This window comes from Serratia sp. Nf2 (assembly GCF_003028435.1).
GTDB lineage: Bacteria > Pseudomonadota > Gammaproteobacteria > Enterobacterales > Enterobacteriaceae > Serratia > Serratia marcescens_L.
In genome coordinates this window covers 484,947-500,897 of record NZ_PYTW01000003.1, presented here as the reverse complement: position 1 = coordinate 500,897, position 15,951 = coordinate 484,947, and the positions used below count along the sequence as shown (strand labels likewise).

Here is a 15,951-nt window from a genome sequence, read left to right as displayed (position 1 = left end):
GCCAGTTTACCGTAAAGGAGTATTCGCGCGCGCTACAGGCGTTGATCCCGACCGGGTTAGCGTGGCCGCGCGACCCTGGCGGGGTTCAGGGGGCAGTTATTCGGGCTCTGGCTACAGGGTTTCAGCGCAGCGATAACGATGCGATAGCGCTACTTGTCGGAGCCTTCCCTGAAACCGCAACCATCATGCTGACTGAATGGGAGAAAACGCTGGGCTTGCCAGATGATTGTTCGATCGGTGAGGTTGACACGATAGCGAAACGCCAGGCGGCTGTAGTGTCAAAATTTATCAGCACGGGCGGCCAGTCACGCACCTATTTTATCGGTATCGCCAGAGCGCTCGGTTACAACATCACTATCAAAGAATACCGCCAGGCGCGCGCCGGGCTTTCAGCCTGTGGTGATGGCCTAAATGGCGATGACTGGCCTTTTGTATGGTTGGTTGAGGCGGAGGAAACAACCATCTCCTATGCCCGAGCCGGAATGAGTTACTGCGGCGATCCGTTGCGCTCATGGGGAAACCGGCAGCTTGAGTGCCGAATGAATGCGCTATCGCCTTCGCATACGATCGTTAAATTTGGCTATATCAATTTTGGATTTAATGACGAGGGCGTTTACGACGTTACCCCAGAATTTGCCGATATGTTCGACACTGCATCGGGCTATCTCTAATCAAATCTATATTAAATTTCAGGAGTTATCATGAGAAAAGTAGGAAGCACAACTGATACAGCAGATGCAAACGGCGAATATACGAATGGCAATGTGGCGCAGGGCATCCCGCCGACCATTATCAATGCCGAGATGTTGAACACTTTCCAGCGCGAGTTAATTGGCGTGGTTGAAGGCTCTGGGCGACAACTAGATCCGGATAACGATAATCAGTTAAAAGAGGTGATCGGTGAGCTGAGGGTGACCTCTCTTCTGTCTGATCCTATCGTTGGTGCTCTTACTTCTCAGGGGTATTGCATCATCCCTACTCAGACTCCATCTGGCGGAAAGAAAAACATTATTGTTCAAATGGGAACCGGCACTATTAATGCGCCGTCAGGGACAGTGCAATATCCGATCCCCTTCCCAAAGCGGGTTATTGCTATCGTGGCAACGAAATATGCAGATGGAAACCGTTCCGTGTCCGTAACCAATGATACCAACTCAGCATTTGGCGCATATGGCTGGATCAGTGGTGGTGCCGGTAATGCTGATAACTTTGGCTGGATCGCGATTGGGGAATAACCATGTATCAATTTAGCGCATCAACAGGGTGTTTTTATCCAGATGAATTATTACCGGCCTACCGGGATAACCATTCGTTGCCAGCAGATCTTATGGCTGTCGGTGAAGAAGTATTTTTTGAATTTACTGGGATACCGCCAGAAGGTAAGCAAAGGGGAGGAGGCCCTGATGGGAAACCTGCCTGGGTAGATGTACCGCCACTCACTAAGGGCCAATTAACTGCGCTGGCCGCCGCGGAGAAAGAGCAGTACCGAATAGAGGCTGAAGATATCATTTCCCCGTTAGCGCGTGCAGAGAAATATGGCATCGCAACGTCAGAAGAGTTGAGAAGCTTGGAAAGATGGGAAAAGTATTCGGTATTGCTAAACCGAATTAATCCCAATGATGCTCCAGATATCACTTGGCCAGAAAAACCGAAAAGATAAACGATTTTTCAACATTATATAGCCCGCATTTATGCGGGTTTTTTATGGAAATGACTATGGCTCAGAGATACAACACCGGAAACCCACGTCCTTCTAACAGCATGAAGGATTTAAATGATAATGCTCTCGCGTATGATGACTTCCTTAACGGCGAACAAGATGAGGCTTACGATCGTTTTCAAAAACCATTTCCTACAGTACGTAAGCAGGTATCTGAGCGTATAAATGAAATTATTGGTGCTCAGCAAGACGCAGAAGTTTATGCAAAACAGGCGAAACAGAGTGCTGAAGATGCTCAGAACATCGCAGATGCCAACACCTTTTACACATCACCGACTGATCCCGATGGCACGATTGCGGGTATTGCCGGGACGCCAAACGGTAAAAGCTTCCGAGTTGGACAGGGTGTCGGGAATGGATTCAAAACATACATCAATAAAGATGGTGTTGCTGTTGAAGTTGCTGGGTCGCTCGGAGCAAATGATCTAGCTGTATATGTTAGCCATGATGAGAATGATAATATTGAGTTATCATCTGATGCGAATGGCAACACTATTGCGGTGAATGATGAGTTTGGAGGCTCTCACGTTGTTGGTATTGATGGTAGTCTTCAGGATAAAATGGAGTCCCTTGACAAAAACAAAGGCCCCTACCTTAACCTTCTATCTGACGCCAATAATGCCGCATATGGTGCTGTTGATGAGTATGGACACCTCCACTTACCTGATATGCAATCGTCCATTCAAGACATGATGAGTTCCCAACAGAAAAAGATTGATGGTCTGATTAAAAATCGCCGGGTACTCGATGTCAGGGAGTGCGGGTTTAATGCAAAAACAGGAGAAAATGCGACGTACGCCATTCAGCGTGCGATCGATTGGTTGAGCTGGAACGGTGGTGGCGTGGTTTATTTACCAGAGGCTTATTATCCGCTATCTACTTTCATCATCCCGCGCAACAATGTGTCAATTGTTGGTGATGGTGATAGGTCTGTTTTACTTCCATACAAACAGAATACAGCAATAAAGTATGCTGGAACGCTGACGAATTATCTTGAAAACGTTCTGATGAGTAATTTCACCATCGATGGTGAAAATCAGGTTCTGCTTCCTGGTGCTCAGTACGTACCAGATATTAAAGGGACGTATATTAAGCACTGGCGAAATTGCGTAATGGACAGGATCACCATGTTGAACATCGGCGCGACAGCGCTGGGTAACGATATGGGAGACAACTGTTCCGTCATTCGCTGTCGCATTGAAAACTATGGTCGTCTGGCACCGAATGCTGAAAGTGCTGGAATATGGGAGCGCCCTCTGGGAGCCTCGGGCATAGGAATTGGCACAGGTGCTCTTGATGATGAACCGTTGTACATTGCCTTCAATACGGTCAAGAACGGTACTAACTTCCCGTTATTCCTGGAGCCGCAGGGTGGTGGCGCAGCGCGCGGAGCGATTGCTGTTGGCAATGTTCTTATGGGGGGCTATGCCGGGCTTGCTGATTGTGGCGTGGATGGATTCCAGGCTATCGGTAATCAGATGCGTTTGAATAAATTCGGGATCCTTCGTTACCCTGGAACAAATAATGATGGAAAACCCGGTCGCCGTGCACAATTTATCAGCAACATTATTGATTCCAATACAGAGCATGGTGTTTATTCGTATAGTACGAAAACAGACCCACTGATTGGGTGGAACATATATTCACAAAATCAGATAACAAACAATGGTAAGGATGGGGTAAATTTCCGCTACATCGATGAAAATGTCGTAATGCAAAATGAAACAGTCGATAGCAATCATATCTATGGAAATGGTCGCCACGGAATTAACATTGAAGCTGCTAAAGAGGTTATCAACTGCGACTTCACTAACAATAAAATTTGGGGTAACGGGAAGAATGAATTGGGAAATGGCGTGAACAGTTCGGTTCCATTTACGGCATGCTCAATCAATAACAATAAAATCCGCGACACTCAGGCAACGGTAACTCAGCAATATCCTGTAAATCTCGCCGGGGCGCTGACCGATGTCGATATCTCGTTTAACCACTGTGTCGGTAACGCACAGAATTCACTAAACCTTAGCGGCACCCAAACGCGAGTGACAACCAACTTTAATGCGGGAATTTAATAATGGCTACGATACTAAAAAGCAACGGAACGTTTAAAGGCTCTCAGCGCAGCTTACCCAGTTCAAATGCGCCGTTACCGGTTGGCGCTGCATTGTTTGCTGACTTCTCCAGCTCTCGGTATGTGATGCAATATGCCACCGGCCAGGTTAAACGCTCAGCAAATATCTCAGATGTGCTTGGATTTTCGAGAGCCAGTACAGCCACACGCGTTGGAGCTACCGGGTTGATCGAGTACCTTGAATCTGGCGAACCAGCAATTGAATACCATCCGATCACAGGTGAATGTTTGGGCATTCGTACAGAGTCTGTGTCGAATAACCGCTTGGCATACAGCCAGGACTTTACGCAGGCAACGAGCTGGACAGCGTCCGATGTTGCTGTGACTGCCAACGGTGAAAAGTCTCCAGATGGGAATGTTACGGCCACCAAATTGATTGAAACCGCTGGGAGTACAGCATCAGCGCATACCCTGCTGGCCATTACCACAATGGATGCCACTGCATCGCAGCCCTATACCTTCAGCATTTGGGCAAAGGCGCACACTGGCAGTGTGTTGCAGATAGCTGCCCAGGGTGCCGTGGCCACAACGCAGTTTGTGAACTTTGACCTGGGCAATGGGAAGATCGGTAAGTCCTCACCGCAAGTCCTTCAGGCGACTATGGAGCAACACGCTAACGGATGGTATCGCTGTGCTATTACCATAGCACCGACGCTATCCGTATCTCCGCAGTTTACACTGGCGCTGACAAAGAGTGACAGCAGTGCGGCGGCTTTGCCGTCGTATGTGCCTGATGTTCCTGGGTCTGTATGGATTTGGGGCGCTCAGGCAGAGCGCCGGGATGGGGCTTCGTCGTATATCCCAACATCTGGCGCTGAGGGCTCGCGCGCGGCAGATATTTGTACTACGCCAACGAGTGCTGATTTCGTCTCTGCTACAGGCGGCACGGTGCTGATGACATGCGTACATCCGCACAGTATTCAGTCGGTGAGTGGAGAATACAACAAGCTGGCATGTACGGCCGTTCTTGATAACACCGCGGCAGGTGCAAACCTTCGTTTCTCATACCGAAACCTGACAACGAACAACGGTCGGGCACAGTGGGCGGCAGCGGATGCGGCGGGTGTGTCTCAATCGCTGGAAATTTACAGTCTTTCCCCGGTCAGGGACTCAGAGCAGTCTGCTATTTTTTCCTTCGACAAGCCGAGTCTGAACCTTAAATTGTTCGACGGGTTCAATTGGTACTCTCAAACGGTTACCGCCTTGCCTGATGCACTTAATCGCCTGGCTATCGGGCGATCCTACATCGGCCCAGAGAACTGGTTTAACGGCCACATCAAGAAAGTAGTGTATTGGCCTACCGCGTTGAGTGCTGAAGAAATGGAGCGAGCGATTTCGTACCTCGCATAAAGACTGCCGGGAGGGAACCCGGCTATTTGTAAAGCGTGGCAAAGTCGAATGCGAGTGCTGCATCAACGGCTTTGCCCTCTGTTTCGAATGGCGTTTCTGATACGAGCGGCCAGCGGCCCTTGTGCCAAACATAAAGCCAGTGCTGCTGCTCTTCGTCTTCGCGGATTGCAAACATCGGAGGGCTGTTCTGCTGGGGTTTTGGGTATCTGTCGTTTTCGTTGAGAATGAAGATCTGCCGGCCGGCGAGGGTGATGCTACCCATTTGACTGCTCCGCTGGTGAGTGTTCAGTAATGGTAGCACCTAAGAAAAAGCCTTCATAATTTTGCGGGGTAGCGTTACGTAACGCTTTGATTTAAATGTTAGTAAAATATTATAAATATTCTGAATATCGCAATCAAGTGGTTGTTATTTAATGATAACAGTAGCAATTTAAAATCCCTCGGCTTATGGCTGTGCGGGTTCAAGTCCCGCCCCGGGTACCAGGGAATGAAAATACCGAATAATCAAAGCAATAAGTAGTAATGTCGTAGACCGCCGAGAGGCGGTTTTTTTGTGCCTGAAATTCGTATTATACCTGCATCCTTTCTTTTCGTGCTGCCACCCTGCCTGTACGGAGCCCCTCAGGGCTCCGAAATACAACTCATAAGAAACCGAACGCCGCGGCGAGGATCCAGCCGAAGACGCAGGAGACGCTGACGCCGATCAGGCCGGGCAGAATAAAGCTATGGTTGATCACGAAGCGGCCGATGCGGGTGGTGCCGGATCGGTCGAACTGGATTGCCGCCAGATCGCTGGGGTAGGTTGGCAAAATGTAATAGCCGTAACAGGCCGGCGCCGAAGCGACGATATAGGCCGGGTTGACGCCGATCGCCAGCGCCACCGGCACCAGTGCCGCCAGCGCGGCGGCCTGCGAGTTGACGAACTTCGACACCAGCAGCAGGATCAGCGCATAGGCCCAGGGGTATTCTTTCACCAGCACGCCCAGCGTGGCTTCGATCTGCGCCAGATGCGCGCCGAACATGGTTTCCGCCATCCAGGCGACGCCATACACCGCCACGATGGCGATCATGCCGGAGCGGAACACTTCGTTTTTAGAGATAGACGCCGGGTTGGTGCGGGTAATGATGACGATCAATGCCCCGGCCATCAGCATACACATCTGGATCACCAGGACCATGGAGAGCGGCTTGCCGCCGAAGCTGGGCCGCAGATCGGAAAACGCCCCCAGTACCGCCACCAGTGCGATGGTGGCGAGGAAAATCCACATGGCGATCCAGTTGCTGCGTGGCAGAACCCGGTCCAGTAAGGTGGCGGCATCGCCATAGACGTAGCGATGGTTTTCCGGCACCGAGATGAATTTCTGGAACTCCGGGTCTTTGTCCAGGTCTTTGCCGCGGAACCAACTGAAGATGCCGATCGCCAGAATGCCGCACAGGGTAGACGGGATGGTGATAGACAGCAGATCGAGGAATTCCAGATGGCGGCCATTGAAGGTGTAGCTGCTGAGCATCGCCACCAGCGAGACTACCGCCACTGAAACCGGGCTGGCGATAATGCCCATCTGCGCGCCGATCGAGCTGGCCGCCATCGGTCGCTCCGGGCGGATGTTGTTTTTGATTGCCACGTCATAAATGATCGGCAAGATGGTGTACACCACGTGCCCGGTGCCGCACAGAATAGTGAGAATGCAGGTCACGAACGGTGCGATGATCGAGACATAGCGCGGGTTACGTCGCAGCATCCGTTCGGCGATCTGCAGCATGACGTCCAACCCGCCCGAGGCCTGCAGGGTGGCGGAAGCCGCCACCACCGCGATAATCACCAGCATCACGTCCACCGGCGGTTTGCCGGGCTGCAGGTGAAAGCCGAACACCAGGATCATCAACCCGATCCCACCCAGTAACCCCAGCGCAATGCCGCCCTTACGCGCCCCATACAGCAGGCATGCCAATATCACCGCTAATTGCAGAAAGAAATCCATGATAGATACGCCTTAATAATGTTGAACTTAACTGCGTTCAGTTTCCGGCTGCGCTGGCAGCAGAAAGTTGTTTTAAATCTAAAGGCGCTAAAAAATTAGGGTTATTAGCGCTAAAGAGTGATGACGGTCACGTTCAGAGAATCTGAAGAGCAGGCGGCTGACGACATCAGCACGAAAAAACAAGTCAAGAGGTCAGACCTCTCCTATATAACGGGTTTATCACCAGAGGAGAGATCAATGGATCCGACAAAAATGACAGGACTGGCGCTATTACAGGCTGCGATGGCCGGTAAAACTCCACCGGCCTCGATCGCTGATACCGTGCCCATGAAACCGGTTGCGGTGGAAGAGGGGTATATCCGCATCGTGGCGCGGGCCGACGGGCGCCACCTGAATCCGCTGGGAGGCGTTCATGGCGGCTTTGCCGCCACGGTCTTGGACTCGGTGACCGGTTGCGCGGTGCACAGTATGCTGGGCGCGGGGATTGGTTATGGCACCGTCGATCTGCAGGTTAAAATGTTGCGCCCTGTGCCGAAGGAAACTGACCTGATCGCCGAGGGGCGTCTGGTCTATGCGGCGAAAAACGTCGCTTTCGCTGAAGGCACGCTCAAAACGGCGGAAGGGAAGCTGCTGGCTTCGGCAACCGCCACTTGTTTTATCATTCGCCCTACCGAACAAGCACCGCAATAATCTGCTTTTTGTCGGGCTTCGGGCTATCAACCCGGGGCCTGATGCAATTCTCTTCGGCTGCATACCTTGCTGCGCTACGATGACAGGCGCGATACACCATTGTGGTCTAGTATTCTTGGGTAAAAATTTATCGGGGTGATTATGCAGCCGTATAAAGAGATTGAGTTTGATCATGAGCTTTGTCTGGCGATCGGCAAAGCCGTATTAGACGTGGTGGCGCAGGGGGAAGAAACCAGCGCTCCGGGGGTGATGAGCGCGATCGAGCGGTCGATGGAGCAGGGGCTGAATGACGACGAAATCGCCGCTGCTGACGATGCCCTGGATTTGATGGCGCGTCTCATCCACGGCTGCCGGATTGTTAACCTACCGGGTGAAGAGGAGACTTCCCATGCATTGGTTGAATTTCAAGCGCTACAAGAGTGACGTTGCCAAACAGGCCGTGCCGCCGCATTTGAATGCGGCTGAATTTGCGCGGCATTACGCCGATAAGCCGCAAACCGATACGGAAGAGTATCTTTCGCTCAGCGGGGAGATGTGCTGGGATGCGGTGGTGCTTTGCGCTCATCGTTCAGGCGCGCTCAGTAAGGCGAAATACAAGCAGCTGTGGCAGACGGTGTTCGATAAGCAATACAAACATTTCGTCAGCCCTGACGATAATGAGATCCGCACCATGGCGGATATGCTGCGCGCGCCGCAGGGATGTTTTATCGGCATATTCTCCCTGCGTGACGCGGCGGCGCCCCGTTTGCTGCATGCCATGATCGGCACCGGTGCAGGATTTGCCGCCGGCAATAAAAATCTTTGCATCGGCGTGGGGGGCGCGGTCGGTTGGGAAAATCTCAATCTGGCGCGCGATCTGCGCTGGCAGCCGGAAGGCGGTTTTTTACGCCAGGGCGACAACGAAGTGCTGCGCATTTTTTATCGGCCTTTCCCCGCCTGAGTTGGTTCGCATGCTTCTGGGATAAAAAATCGCCGTCTGGCGGTTTTTTTGTTGGCGCGTGTCGCCCTTATTTAAACCCGCCGTTGCGGATGAACTCGAGACCGGCGGCGGTGATCCGCGTTTGATGCGGGTCGATATCATAGTTGTTCTCATCGATGTCGCTCATCACATAGGCCTGTATCAGCCCTTTGGTTTTGAGATAGGCGAAGGGATCGGCGAAGGCATGCGGGCTAGTGGCGTCTTGTTTCCACAGTTCGTAGTTTTTTTCATCCAGCGTGCCGGGGTGATTGGCGGCCAGTCGGGTCAGGATCTGATTGTAGAACGCATAATCGGTCATGATGCAGTCCCCTTATTGCGAGCGATAATCGTGGAAAATGGCGGTAACGTCTTTTAATCATAGCCGATGTTTTCCACCGCCTGCGTCGGCGTGGGGTTAGCTGCGTTGGCTCTCAATCCAGTGAAACAGGCGTGAAATGCTGAAGGTGATATCGCCAATGTTGAAGAACGCGCCAAACCAGAGGGCGAGCATAACAAGGATGCTGATGATGACGGGAAGATCCATTTTGCTCATGATCATGTTCTTCATCAATAAAGCGTGTGCTGCAAAGCGTACCACCAATCCCGATGGTCATAAAATGCGCTGCGCATTATTTCGTTTGAAATCAAAATAAAAAAGCCACCCAATCGGGTGGCTTTTGCCTTTCAGCGCCGATCAGTCCAGCTTGGGATGCTGGTCGATCAGGATCTGTTTTTTCTTTTCCAACTCGGCGATCTGCGCGTTGATGTCCTCGACTTTCTGTTCGATGTTGTCGTAGGTCTCCTGCAGCAGCTCTTTCGCCTCTGAGCGGTCAGATGCCGCCGGCGTCGCGCCGCGCAGCGGCTTGTTGGCGGTCTCTTTCATGTACAGACCGGTGATAAGACCGATCACCGCCACCACCATCAGGTAGTAGGCCGGCATGTACAGGTTGCCGGTCGCTTCGACCAGCCAGGCAGCGGCGGTCGGCGTCGCACCGGCGATCAGCACCGAAATGTTGAACGAAATCGCCAGCGCGCTGTAGCGAATGTGCGTCGGGAACATCGCCGGCAGGATGGAAGCCATCACTCCGGTGAAGGAGTTGAGCAGCACCGCCAGCACCAGCAGACCGACGAAGATCAGGCCAATCACGTTGCTGTTGATCAGAATGAAGCACGGGATCGCCAGCGCTAACAGGCCGATGCTGCCGCCGATGATAAACGGCTTACGGCCGATGCGGTCGCTGGTCAGGCCAATCACCGGCTGCACGAACAGCATGCCGATCATGATGGCGATGATGATCAGAACGCCGTGATCTTCCGAGTAGTGCAGGTTATGCGACAGGTAGCTCGGCATATAGGTCAACAGCATGTAATAGGTCACGTTGGTGGAAATCACGATACCGACACACACCAGCAAACTTTTCCAGTGTTTGGCCGCGATCTCTTTGAACGAGGTTTTCGGCGGATTTTCGATGGCGTTGCGGTCTTCTTTCTCCATCTTGTCCACGTGCTGCTGGAACGCCGGGGTTTCTTCCAGCGCATGGCGCAGATAGAGGCCGATCAGGCCCAACGGCGCGGCGATGAAGAACGGAATGCGCCAGCCCCAGTCGAGGAAGTTGGCTTCGCCGACGATGCTGGAGATCAGCACCACCACGCCTGCACCCATCACAAAGCCGGCGATGGAGCCGAAGTCCAGCCAACTGCCCATAAAGCCGCGTTTGCGGTCCGGCGAGTATTCGGCGACGAAAATTGCCGCACCGGAATATTCACCGCCGACGGAGAAGCCCTGCGCCAGTTTGGCCAGCAGCAGCAGGATCGGCGCCCAGATGCCGATCGACGCATAAGACGGTATCAGACCGATACAGAAGGTGCTGACCGCCATGATGATAATGGTGACCGAGAGGACTTTTTGACGGCCGAACTTGTCACCCATGGCGCCGAAGAACAGACCGCCGAGCGGACGCACCAGGAAGGGCACGGAGAAGGTCGCCAGCGCGGCGATCATTTGCACGCCGGGCGAGGCGCCGGGGAAGAAGACCTGGCCAAGCGCATAGGCGACAAAGCCGTATACGCCGAAGTCGAACCACTCCATCGCGTTGCCCAGGGCTGCCGCGGTGATCGCCTTCTTGAGTTTGCTGTCATCGATGATGGTGATGTCGTTAATGTGCATCGGTTTATGTCGTTTTTTTCTTAACTTCATATAATCATCCCTTAATGAATTATTCGTTGTTCGTGAAAGCGTAATCTCCGTTCACTGTTGTTTTCGAGTTATCAAATCGGCTAATCGAATCGCGGTTCAAGACGATTCATTATCCACATTTAAGTTGGGATGTGGATCACAAAATATCGTCTTTTATGCCAAGGTTATGTCATTTAGGTGACTAATTATTTTGCATCTATAGCTTAACGTTATATCTTGCGCCGATCAAATCCAGCAGTTTAACTTAAGTGTTTGCACCGATTTGGTGCGATAATGGTCTAATAAATGCGCAATTTGACGATTTTTCGTCTCATTGATGATGTTTCAAGTATAGAGAGTGCGGGAGATAAAACAGGGAAAATTGATGTATTCGCCACCAAAAAGACGCCTGACCCAATGGCCAGGCCTTTTGGTTTAGGGTACCGGCGAACCGCCGAATTCCAGATAGAGTTTCGCCAGGTTCTGGTACTGCGCGAAGCGGTTTTCGTCCACCGCCAACTCCGCCTGACGGCGCTGCTCCTGAGCATTTAGCCAGTCGGTAATGGTGACGGCGCCCTGCCGATAACGCACCTCGTTCAGCCGTTCCGACTTGCGCGCCAGCGCCAGCGAGGCCTGCAGCTGCGTCTCTTGCGCCAGCAGCTGCGCACGCAGCGACAGGGCGTTATTCACATCGCCCATCGCCTTGTACAGTGCCTGCCTGAATTCCAGCACTTGCTGTTCGTAGTCATTACGGGCGATCTTGATATCCACGCCCATTTGCCGCCATTGCAGGAACGGCAGCGTCAGGCCGGCACCGAGGCTGCCGGTCGGGTTGCGCAGAAACTCCAGCAGCGCGCTGCTGCTGGCGCCCAGCGAGCCGGTCAGACTGAATGCGGGGTAGTATTGCAGACGTTTTTCGTCGACGTTGGCCAGCGCGGCGCGCAACCGCAGCTCTTTGGCGCTGAGATCCGGGCGATGGCTCAAGACGCTGGCGGGAATGCCGGTGCTGATCTGCGGCATTGCCGCCGTCGGCAAACGTGCGGGCGTGATGGTGGCCTGGCCTGAAGGCGCGCCCAACAGCACCGCCTGTTCGTTCAACGCCTGTTGACGCTCGTGTTGCAACGTCAGCAGCCGGCTTTCCTGCGTCAGCACGTTCTGTTCCGCGTTCACCACGTCCAGCGCCGAGATGCTGCCGGCCCGATAGCGGGCGTTGGCCAGCCGCAGCGTCTCTTTGGCATAGTCGATGCTCGCCTGGCTGACACCGATCTGCTGATTGAGGAAGCCGATGCGCCAGTAATTCGTGGCGGCGTTGGCCAGCAACGTTAGGCGGGCCGTCTGCAGATCCTGCTCGGAAGCCTGGCTGGCCCACTCGGCGGCGTCGCGCTGGCGCGCCAATTTGCCCCACAGATCGACTTCATAGCTCGTAGAGAGCGTTGCGCCGCTGGTTTTATTCCAGGCGGAGGACTCCGACAGCGGGCGATTGATGTTGCTGTTCAACGAGGCGTTGACGTCGGGCGCGGTGCTGATGCCGACGCGTTCCGCCTCGAGGCGCGCGCGGTAGACGCGCAACACGGCGACGGCCAGATCGTTGTTGCTGGCCATCACCTGTTGCAGCCAGCGGTCGAGCTCGGGATCGTGGAAATCGCGCCAGTCGAACGGCGTCGGCGTGGCGTTTTCGGCGGCGTGCTGCCAACTCGTCGGATAGTTGATCTGTGGCGCCCGGTAGTCGCTTTTCAGGGCGTTGCCGCAGCCGGCTGTGAGCAGGGCGGCGAGGCTTAATGCCAGGGGAGAGAAAATTTTCATGGGTTACTCGCTGGCCAATGAAACGACCGGATCCATCCTTGCCGCTTTGCGGGCGGGGAGATAACCGAAGATCATGCCGATTAAGGTTGAACAGAAAAACGCCGTCGCGGCGGCTTGCCAGGAATAGATGGCGGTGAACATGCCGCCCGCCAGCGAGGTGAACAGCGACCCGGCGGCGAACGACAGCGCGATGCCCAATGCGCCGCCGATCAGACAAACCAGCACCGCCTCGATCATGAACTGTTGCATGATGTCACCGCGCCGCGCGCCGACCGCCATGCGCACGCCGATTTCGTGGGTGCGTTCGGTAACCGAGACCAGCATGATGTTCATCACGCCCAGGCTGCCGATCACCAGCGCGATGGATGCCACCATCAGGATCAGCAGGCTAAAAGTCATTGACGTGCGTTCGATGGACTTTCGGATTTTATCGAAGTTGTACAAACGGAAATCTTTTACGGCGTGGCGTTGGGTCAACAGCTGTGTGATAGCGGTGACGGCCGATTCGCTGGCGACATTGTCCTTTAGCCGAACGGTGATGCCGCTGAGCGTCGGTTTGCCTACCATGCGATACATCACCGTGCTGTAGGGCATCCATACAGTGATGCGATTGGGCGCGTAGTTGCGATTGCTTTTAGCCACACCGATCACCCGGGCCGGCACCGAGCCGAGAAACACGATCTGGCCGAGCGGCTCGACGCCGAAATCGCCGAACAGCGCCTGGCGTGCATTGTCGTCGATGATCACTTCCTGCAGCGCATTACGATCGTCGCGGAAAGTCACGCCTTGTAACAGCTCGACGCCGTTAACGCGGAAATAGTCGCGCCCGACGCCGGTGATCGAGGCGGTGGCAGATTTGCTGCGAAAACGGATGCTGTCGGAAGCGTCTACTTCCGGGCTGACGCTGTCGACGAAGCTTTGCTGCGCCAGCGCGTCGGCATCGGCCGGTACCAGGGTGCGGATGCTGTCGATGGCGTCGTCGAAGAAATCGCGGCCCGGATAGATGCTTACCACGTTAGTGCCGAGATCTTTGAGGTTTTCCAGCGTGCGCTGTTTGGCGCCTTCGCCCAGCGCCACCACCGTGACCACGGCGGCGATGCCGAAGATGATGCCGGTCATGGTCAACGCGGTACGCAGGCGGTGGGCGTTCATCGCCTTCAGCGCCATGTGCAGCGACTCGCGGGTGCGGTCGATCAGGCTTTGCCAGCCGCTTTGCCGGCTGCGGTTCGGCGGCGGCAGCGCTGCGACGGGCGCCGATTGGCGGCCGCTGTCAGCGATGATCTCGCCGTCCCGCAGCTCGATGACGCGCTGCGCATGTTGCGCCACGTTCATATCATGGGTGACGATCACCACGGTGTGGCCGCGCTGATTCAGTTCGCTCAGGATCGCCAGCACCTCCTGGCCGGATTGGGTGTCCAGCGCGCCGGTCGGTTCGTCCGCCAGGATAATTTCGCCGCCGTTGATCAGTGAGCGCGCGATGCTGACGCGCTGCTGCTGGCCGCCGGAAAGCTGGCCGGGCTTGTGGTCTTCGCGTCCCTCCAGGCCCAACCGCGCCAGCAGTTGCGCCGCCCGCTGCCGCCGCTGATCGCGCCGGGCGTTGGCGTAGATGGCCGGAATTTCGACGTTGCCCAGCGCGCTGAGGTCGGGCATCAGGTGATAACGCTGGAAGATAAAACCGATGTGCTCGCGGCGCAGGCGGGCCAGTTCGTCCGGCGACAGGTGGGCGGCGTTCTGGCCGCTGATGTAGTAGTCGCCGCGATCCGGTACGTCGAGACAGCCCATGATGTTCATCAGCGTCGATTTGCCGGAGCCGGAGGCGCCGATGATCGCCACCAGCTCACCGGCGGCGATGGTCAAATCGATGTCTTTCAACACCGTCAGCGCCTGACCGCCGTTGGTGTAGGTCCGGCTGATGCCTTTTAGCTCGATGATCGCGTTCACAGGAAGATGCCATCCTCAGCCGACTTGGCGGCAGGCTGCGACAGCACCACGGTTTCACCGGCTTTCAGGCCGCTGAGGATCTGAATGTCGACGTTGTTGGTGATGCCGGTGGTCACGTCGCGCGTTTCCAGCCGCTGATCCTGGGTCAGTACCTGCACCTGTTGCCCTTTTCCTTCGGTTTTATGCACGGCCTGGATAGGCACCAACAGGGCATTCTTCGCTTCGCCGAGCAGCAAGGAAACCTGCGCGGTCATGGCGATGCGCAGGCGGTTTTCCGGGTTGGGCACGTCCAGCAGCGCGTTGTAATAGACCGACGCGTTCGAGGTGCCGGAGCCGGACGCGGAGCTGGTGCCGGCGAGCGAGTCGTCCTTCATCACCGATTCCGGCGCCAGTTCGATGGTGCGCAATGTGGCGTCGTAGCGTTTATCCGGATCGGAGAAAATGGTGAAGTAAGCCTTTTGCCCCGGCGAAATGCGGGTGATGTCGGCTTCGGAGATCTGCGCCTTGATGGTCATCATATCCAGCCGCGCCAGCTTGACGATGGTCGGCGCACTTTGGGTTGAGTTGACCGTTTGCCCCTGCTGCGTGACCACGGCGATGACGATGCCGTCCATCGGCGCGACCACGCGGGTATACCCCAGATCGATCTTTTTCTTGTCGACTTCAATCTGCGCCTGCACCAGGCGCGCATTGAGCGAAAGCAGCTCGGCGCGGGTGGTGGCGAGCGTGGCTTCGGCGGTTTCGAAGTCTTCACGCGAGCTGGCTTCGTCGTTCAGCATGCGCCGCTGGCGTTTGAAACGCGACTCGGCCTGCTTAAGCTGTGCCTGTTTGGCCTGCAGTTCGGCTTTGATGACGTTCAGCGCCGCCTCGGCGTTGCGCAGATCGTTGCGCTGTTGCAGATCGTCGATGTCGGCGATCGGCTGCCCTTTGGTGACGCGATCGCCCAGTTTGACCTTCAGCGATTTGACTTCACCGGAGACCCGCGCGCCGACGTTAACGCGTTCGACGGCATCCAGCCGCCCGGTGGCCAGCACGGCGTTCTCGATATCGCCCTGGCGGGCCGGCGCGGTAACGTAATCCTGCTGCGGCGGGCGTTGCCAATAGAGGGCCAGCGCGATGGCGACGGCGATGAAAACGATGACGGCGATCAACGCCAGACGACGGGGTGTGAGTTTCAGTGATGGCATGCCCAGGTTTTCC

16 protein-coding genes are annotated in these 15,951 nt (G+C 55.0%); 8 read left to right on the top strand and 8 right to left on the bottom strand.

From position 1 onward, the window contains the following. From C9411_RS10270 to C9411_RS10250, 5 genes are all read left to right on the top strand, one after another. The coding region (locus C9411_RS10270; protein ID WP_233221895.1) for a YmfQ family protein at positions 1-671 on the top strand (671 nt) is incomplete at its 5' end. A 30-nt stretch (positions 672-701) separates the two neighbouring features. Next, positions 702-1,235 carry a hypothetical protein gene (locus C9411_RS10265; protein WP_107226993.1) on the top strand — a complete coding sequence of 178 codons (534 nt, stop codon included), beginning with the start codon at positions 702-704 and terminating at the stop codon, positions 1,233-1,235. Between the two features lie 2 nt (positions 1,236-1,237). Next, entirely contained in the window at positions 1,238-1,660 is a 423-nt protein-coding gene (locus C9411_RS10260; protein WP_107226992.1) for a tail fiber assembly protein, read from the top strand. A 56-nt stretch (positions 1,661-1,716) separates the two neighbouring features. Beyond that, positions 1,717-3,792, top strand: coding sequence for a right-handed parallel beta-helix repeat-containing protein (locus C9411_RS10255; protein ID WP_107226991.1), 2,076 nt, complete (start codon positions 1,717-1,719; stop codon positions 3,790-3,792). Between the two features lie 2 nt (positions 3,793-3,794). Further along, the gene (locus C9411_RS10250) at positions 3,795-5,201 is read left to right on the top strand and encodes a hypothetical protein (protein WP_107226990.1); all 1,407 of its coding nucleotides are present in this window, start codon (positions 3,795-3,797) and stop codon (positions 5,199-5,201) included. A 22-nt stretch (positions 5,202-5,223) separates the two neighbouring features. Here C9411_RS10250 and C9411_RS10245 read toward each other — a convergent pair whose 3' ends face one another. After that, the gene (locus tag C9411_RS10245; protein ID WP_107226989.1) at positions 5,224-5,463 is read right to left on the bottom strand and encodes a hypothetical protein; all 240 of its coding nucleotides are present in this window, start codon (positions 5,461-5,463) and stop codon (positions 5,224-5,226) included. A 379-nt stretch (positions 5,464-5,842) separates the two neighbouring features. Further along, on the bottom strand, positions 5,843-7,183 hold the full coding sequence (locus C9411_RS10240; protein ID WP_025302367.1) for an anaerobic C4-dicarboxylate transporter: 1,341 nt from the start codon (positions 7,181-7,183) through the stop codon (positions 5,843-5,845). A 120-nt stretch (positions 7,184-7,303) separates the two neighbouring features. On the opposite strand from C9411_RS10240, the gene C9411_RS10235 reads away from it, so the two are divergent. The 3 genes from C9411_RS10235 (at position 7,304) to C9411_RS10225 (ending at position 8,813) form a co-directional block, all read left to right on the top strand. Then, positions 7,304-7,873 carry a PaaI family thioesterase gene (locus C9411_RS10235; protein ID WP_233221894.1) on the top strand — a complete coding sequence of 190 codons (570 nt, stop codon included), beginning with the start codon at positions 7,304-7,306 and terminating at the stop codon, positions 7,871-7,873. 141 nt (positions 7,874-8,014) lie between these two features. Then, positions 8,015-8,296: a hypothetical protein gene (locus C9411_RS10230; protein WP_107226987.1), complete on the top strand. Its 282-nt coding sequence runs from the start codon at positions 8,015-8,017 to the stop codon at positions 8,294-8,296. Then, on the top strand, positions 8,262-8,813 hold the full coding sequence (locus C9411_RS10225; RefSeq protein WP_107226986.1) for a hypothetical protein: 552 nt from the start codon (positions 8,262-8,264) through the stop codon (positions 8,811-8,813). The genes C9411_RS10230 and C9411_RS10225 overlap by 35 nt, the downstream gene beginning before the upstream one ends. Positions 8,814-8,880: 67 nt before the next feature. Here the strand turns inward: C9411_RS10225 and C9411_RS10220 are convergent, their stop codons facing one another. From C9411_RS10220 to C9411_RS10195, 6 genes are all read right to left on the bottom strand, one after another. Further along, positions 8,881-9,150: a hypothetical protein gene (locus C9411_RS10220; RefSeq protein WP_063989495.1), complete on the bottom strand. Its 270-nt coding sequence runs from the start codon at positions 9,148-9,150 to the stop codon at positions 8,881-8,883. A 96-nt stretch (positions 9,151-9,246) separates the two neighbouring features. After that, positions 9,247-9,384 (bottom strand): hypothetical protein, encoded by a 138-nt coding sequence (locus tag C9411_RS25825; protein ID WP_199200124.1) that lies wholly within the window; start codon positions 9,382-9,384, stop codon positions 9,247-9,249. A gap of 141 nt (positions 9,385-9,525) precedes the next feature. After that, the gene (gene proP / locus C9411_RS10210) at positions 9,526-11,028 is read right to left on the bottom strand and encodes a glycine betaine/L-proline transporter ProP (protein ID WP_063989496.1); all 1,503 of its coding nucleotides are present in this window, start codon (positions 11,026-11,028) and stop codon (positions 9,526-9,528) included. Positions 11,029-11,442: 414 nt separating this feature from the next. Then, a complete protein-coding gene (locus C9411_RS10205) occupies positions 11,443-12,810 on the bottom strand; it encodes a TolC family protein (protein ID WP_107226984.1) in 1,368 nt (455 codons plus the stop codon). Positions 12,811-12,813: 3 nt separating this feature from the next. Further along, entirely contained in the window at positions 12,814-14,751 is a 1,938-nt protein-coding gene (locus C9411_RS10200) for a MacB family efflux pump subunit (RefSeq protein ID WP_107226983.1), read from the bottom strand. Further along, positions 14,748-15,929, bottom strand: a complete 1,182-nt coding sequence (locus C9411_RS10195) for an efflux RND transporter periplasmic adaptor subunit (protein ID WP_233221898.1) — start codon at positions 15,927-15,929, stop codon at positions 14,748-14,750. Before C9411_RS10195 ends, C9411_RS10200 begins: the two co-directional genes overlap by 4 nt. Positions 15,930-15,951: the final 22 nt, after the last annotated feature.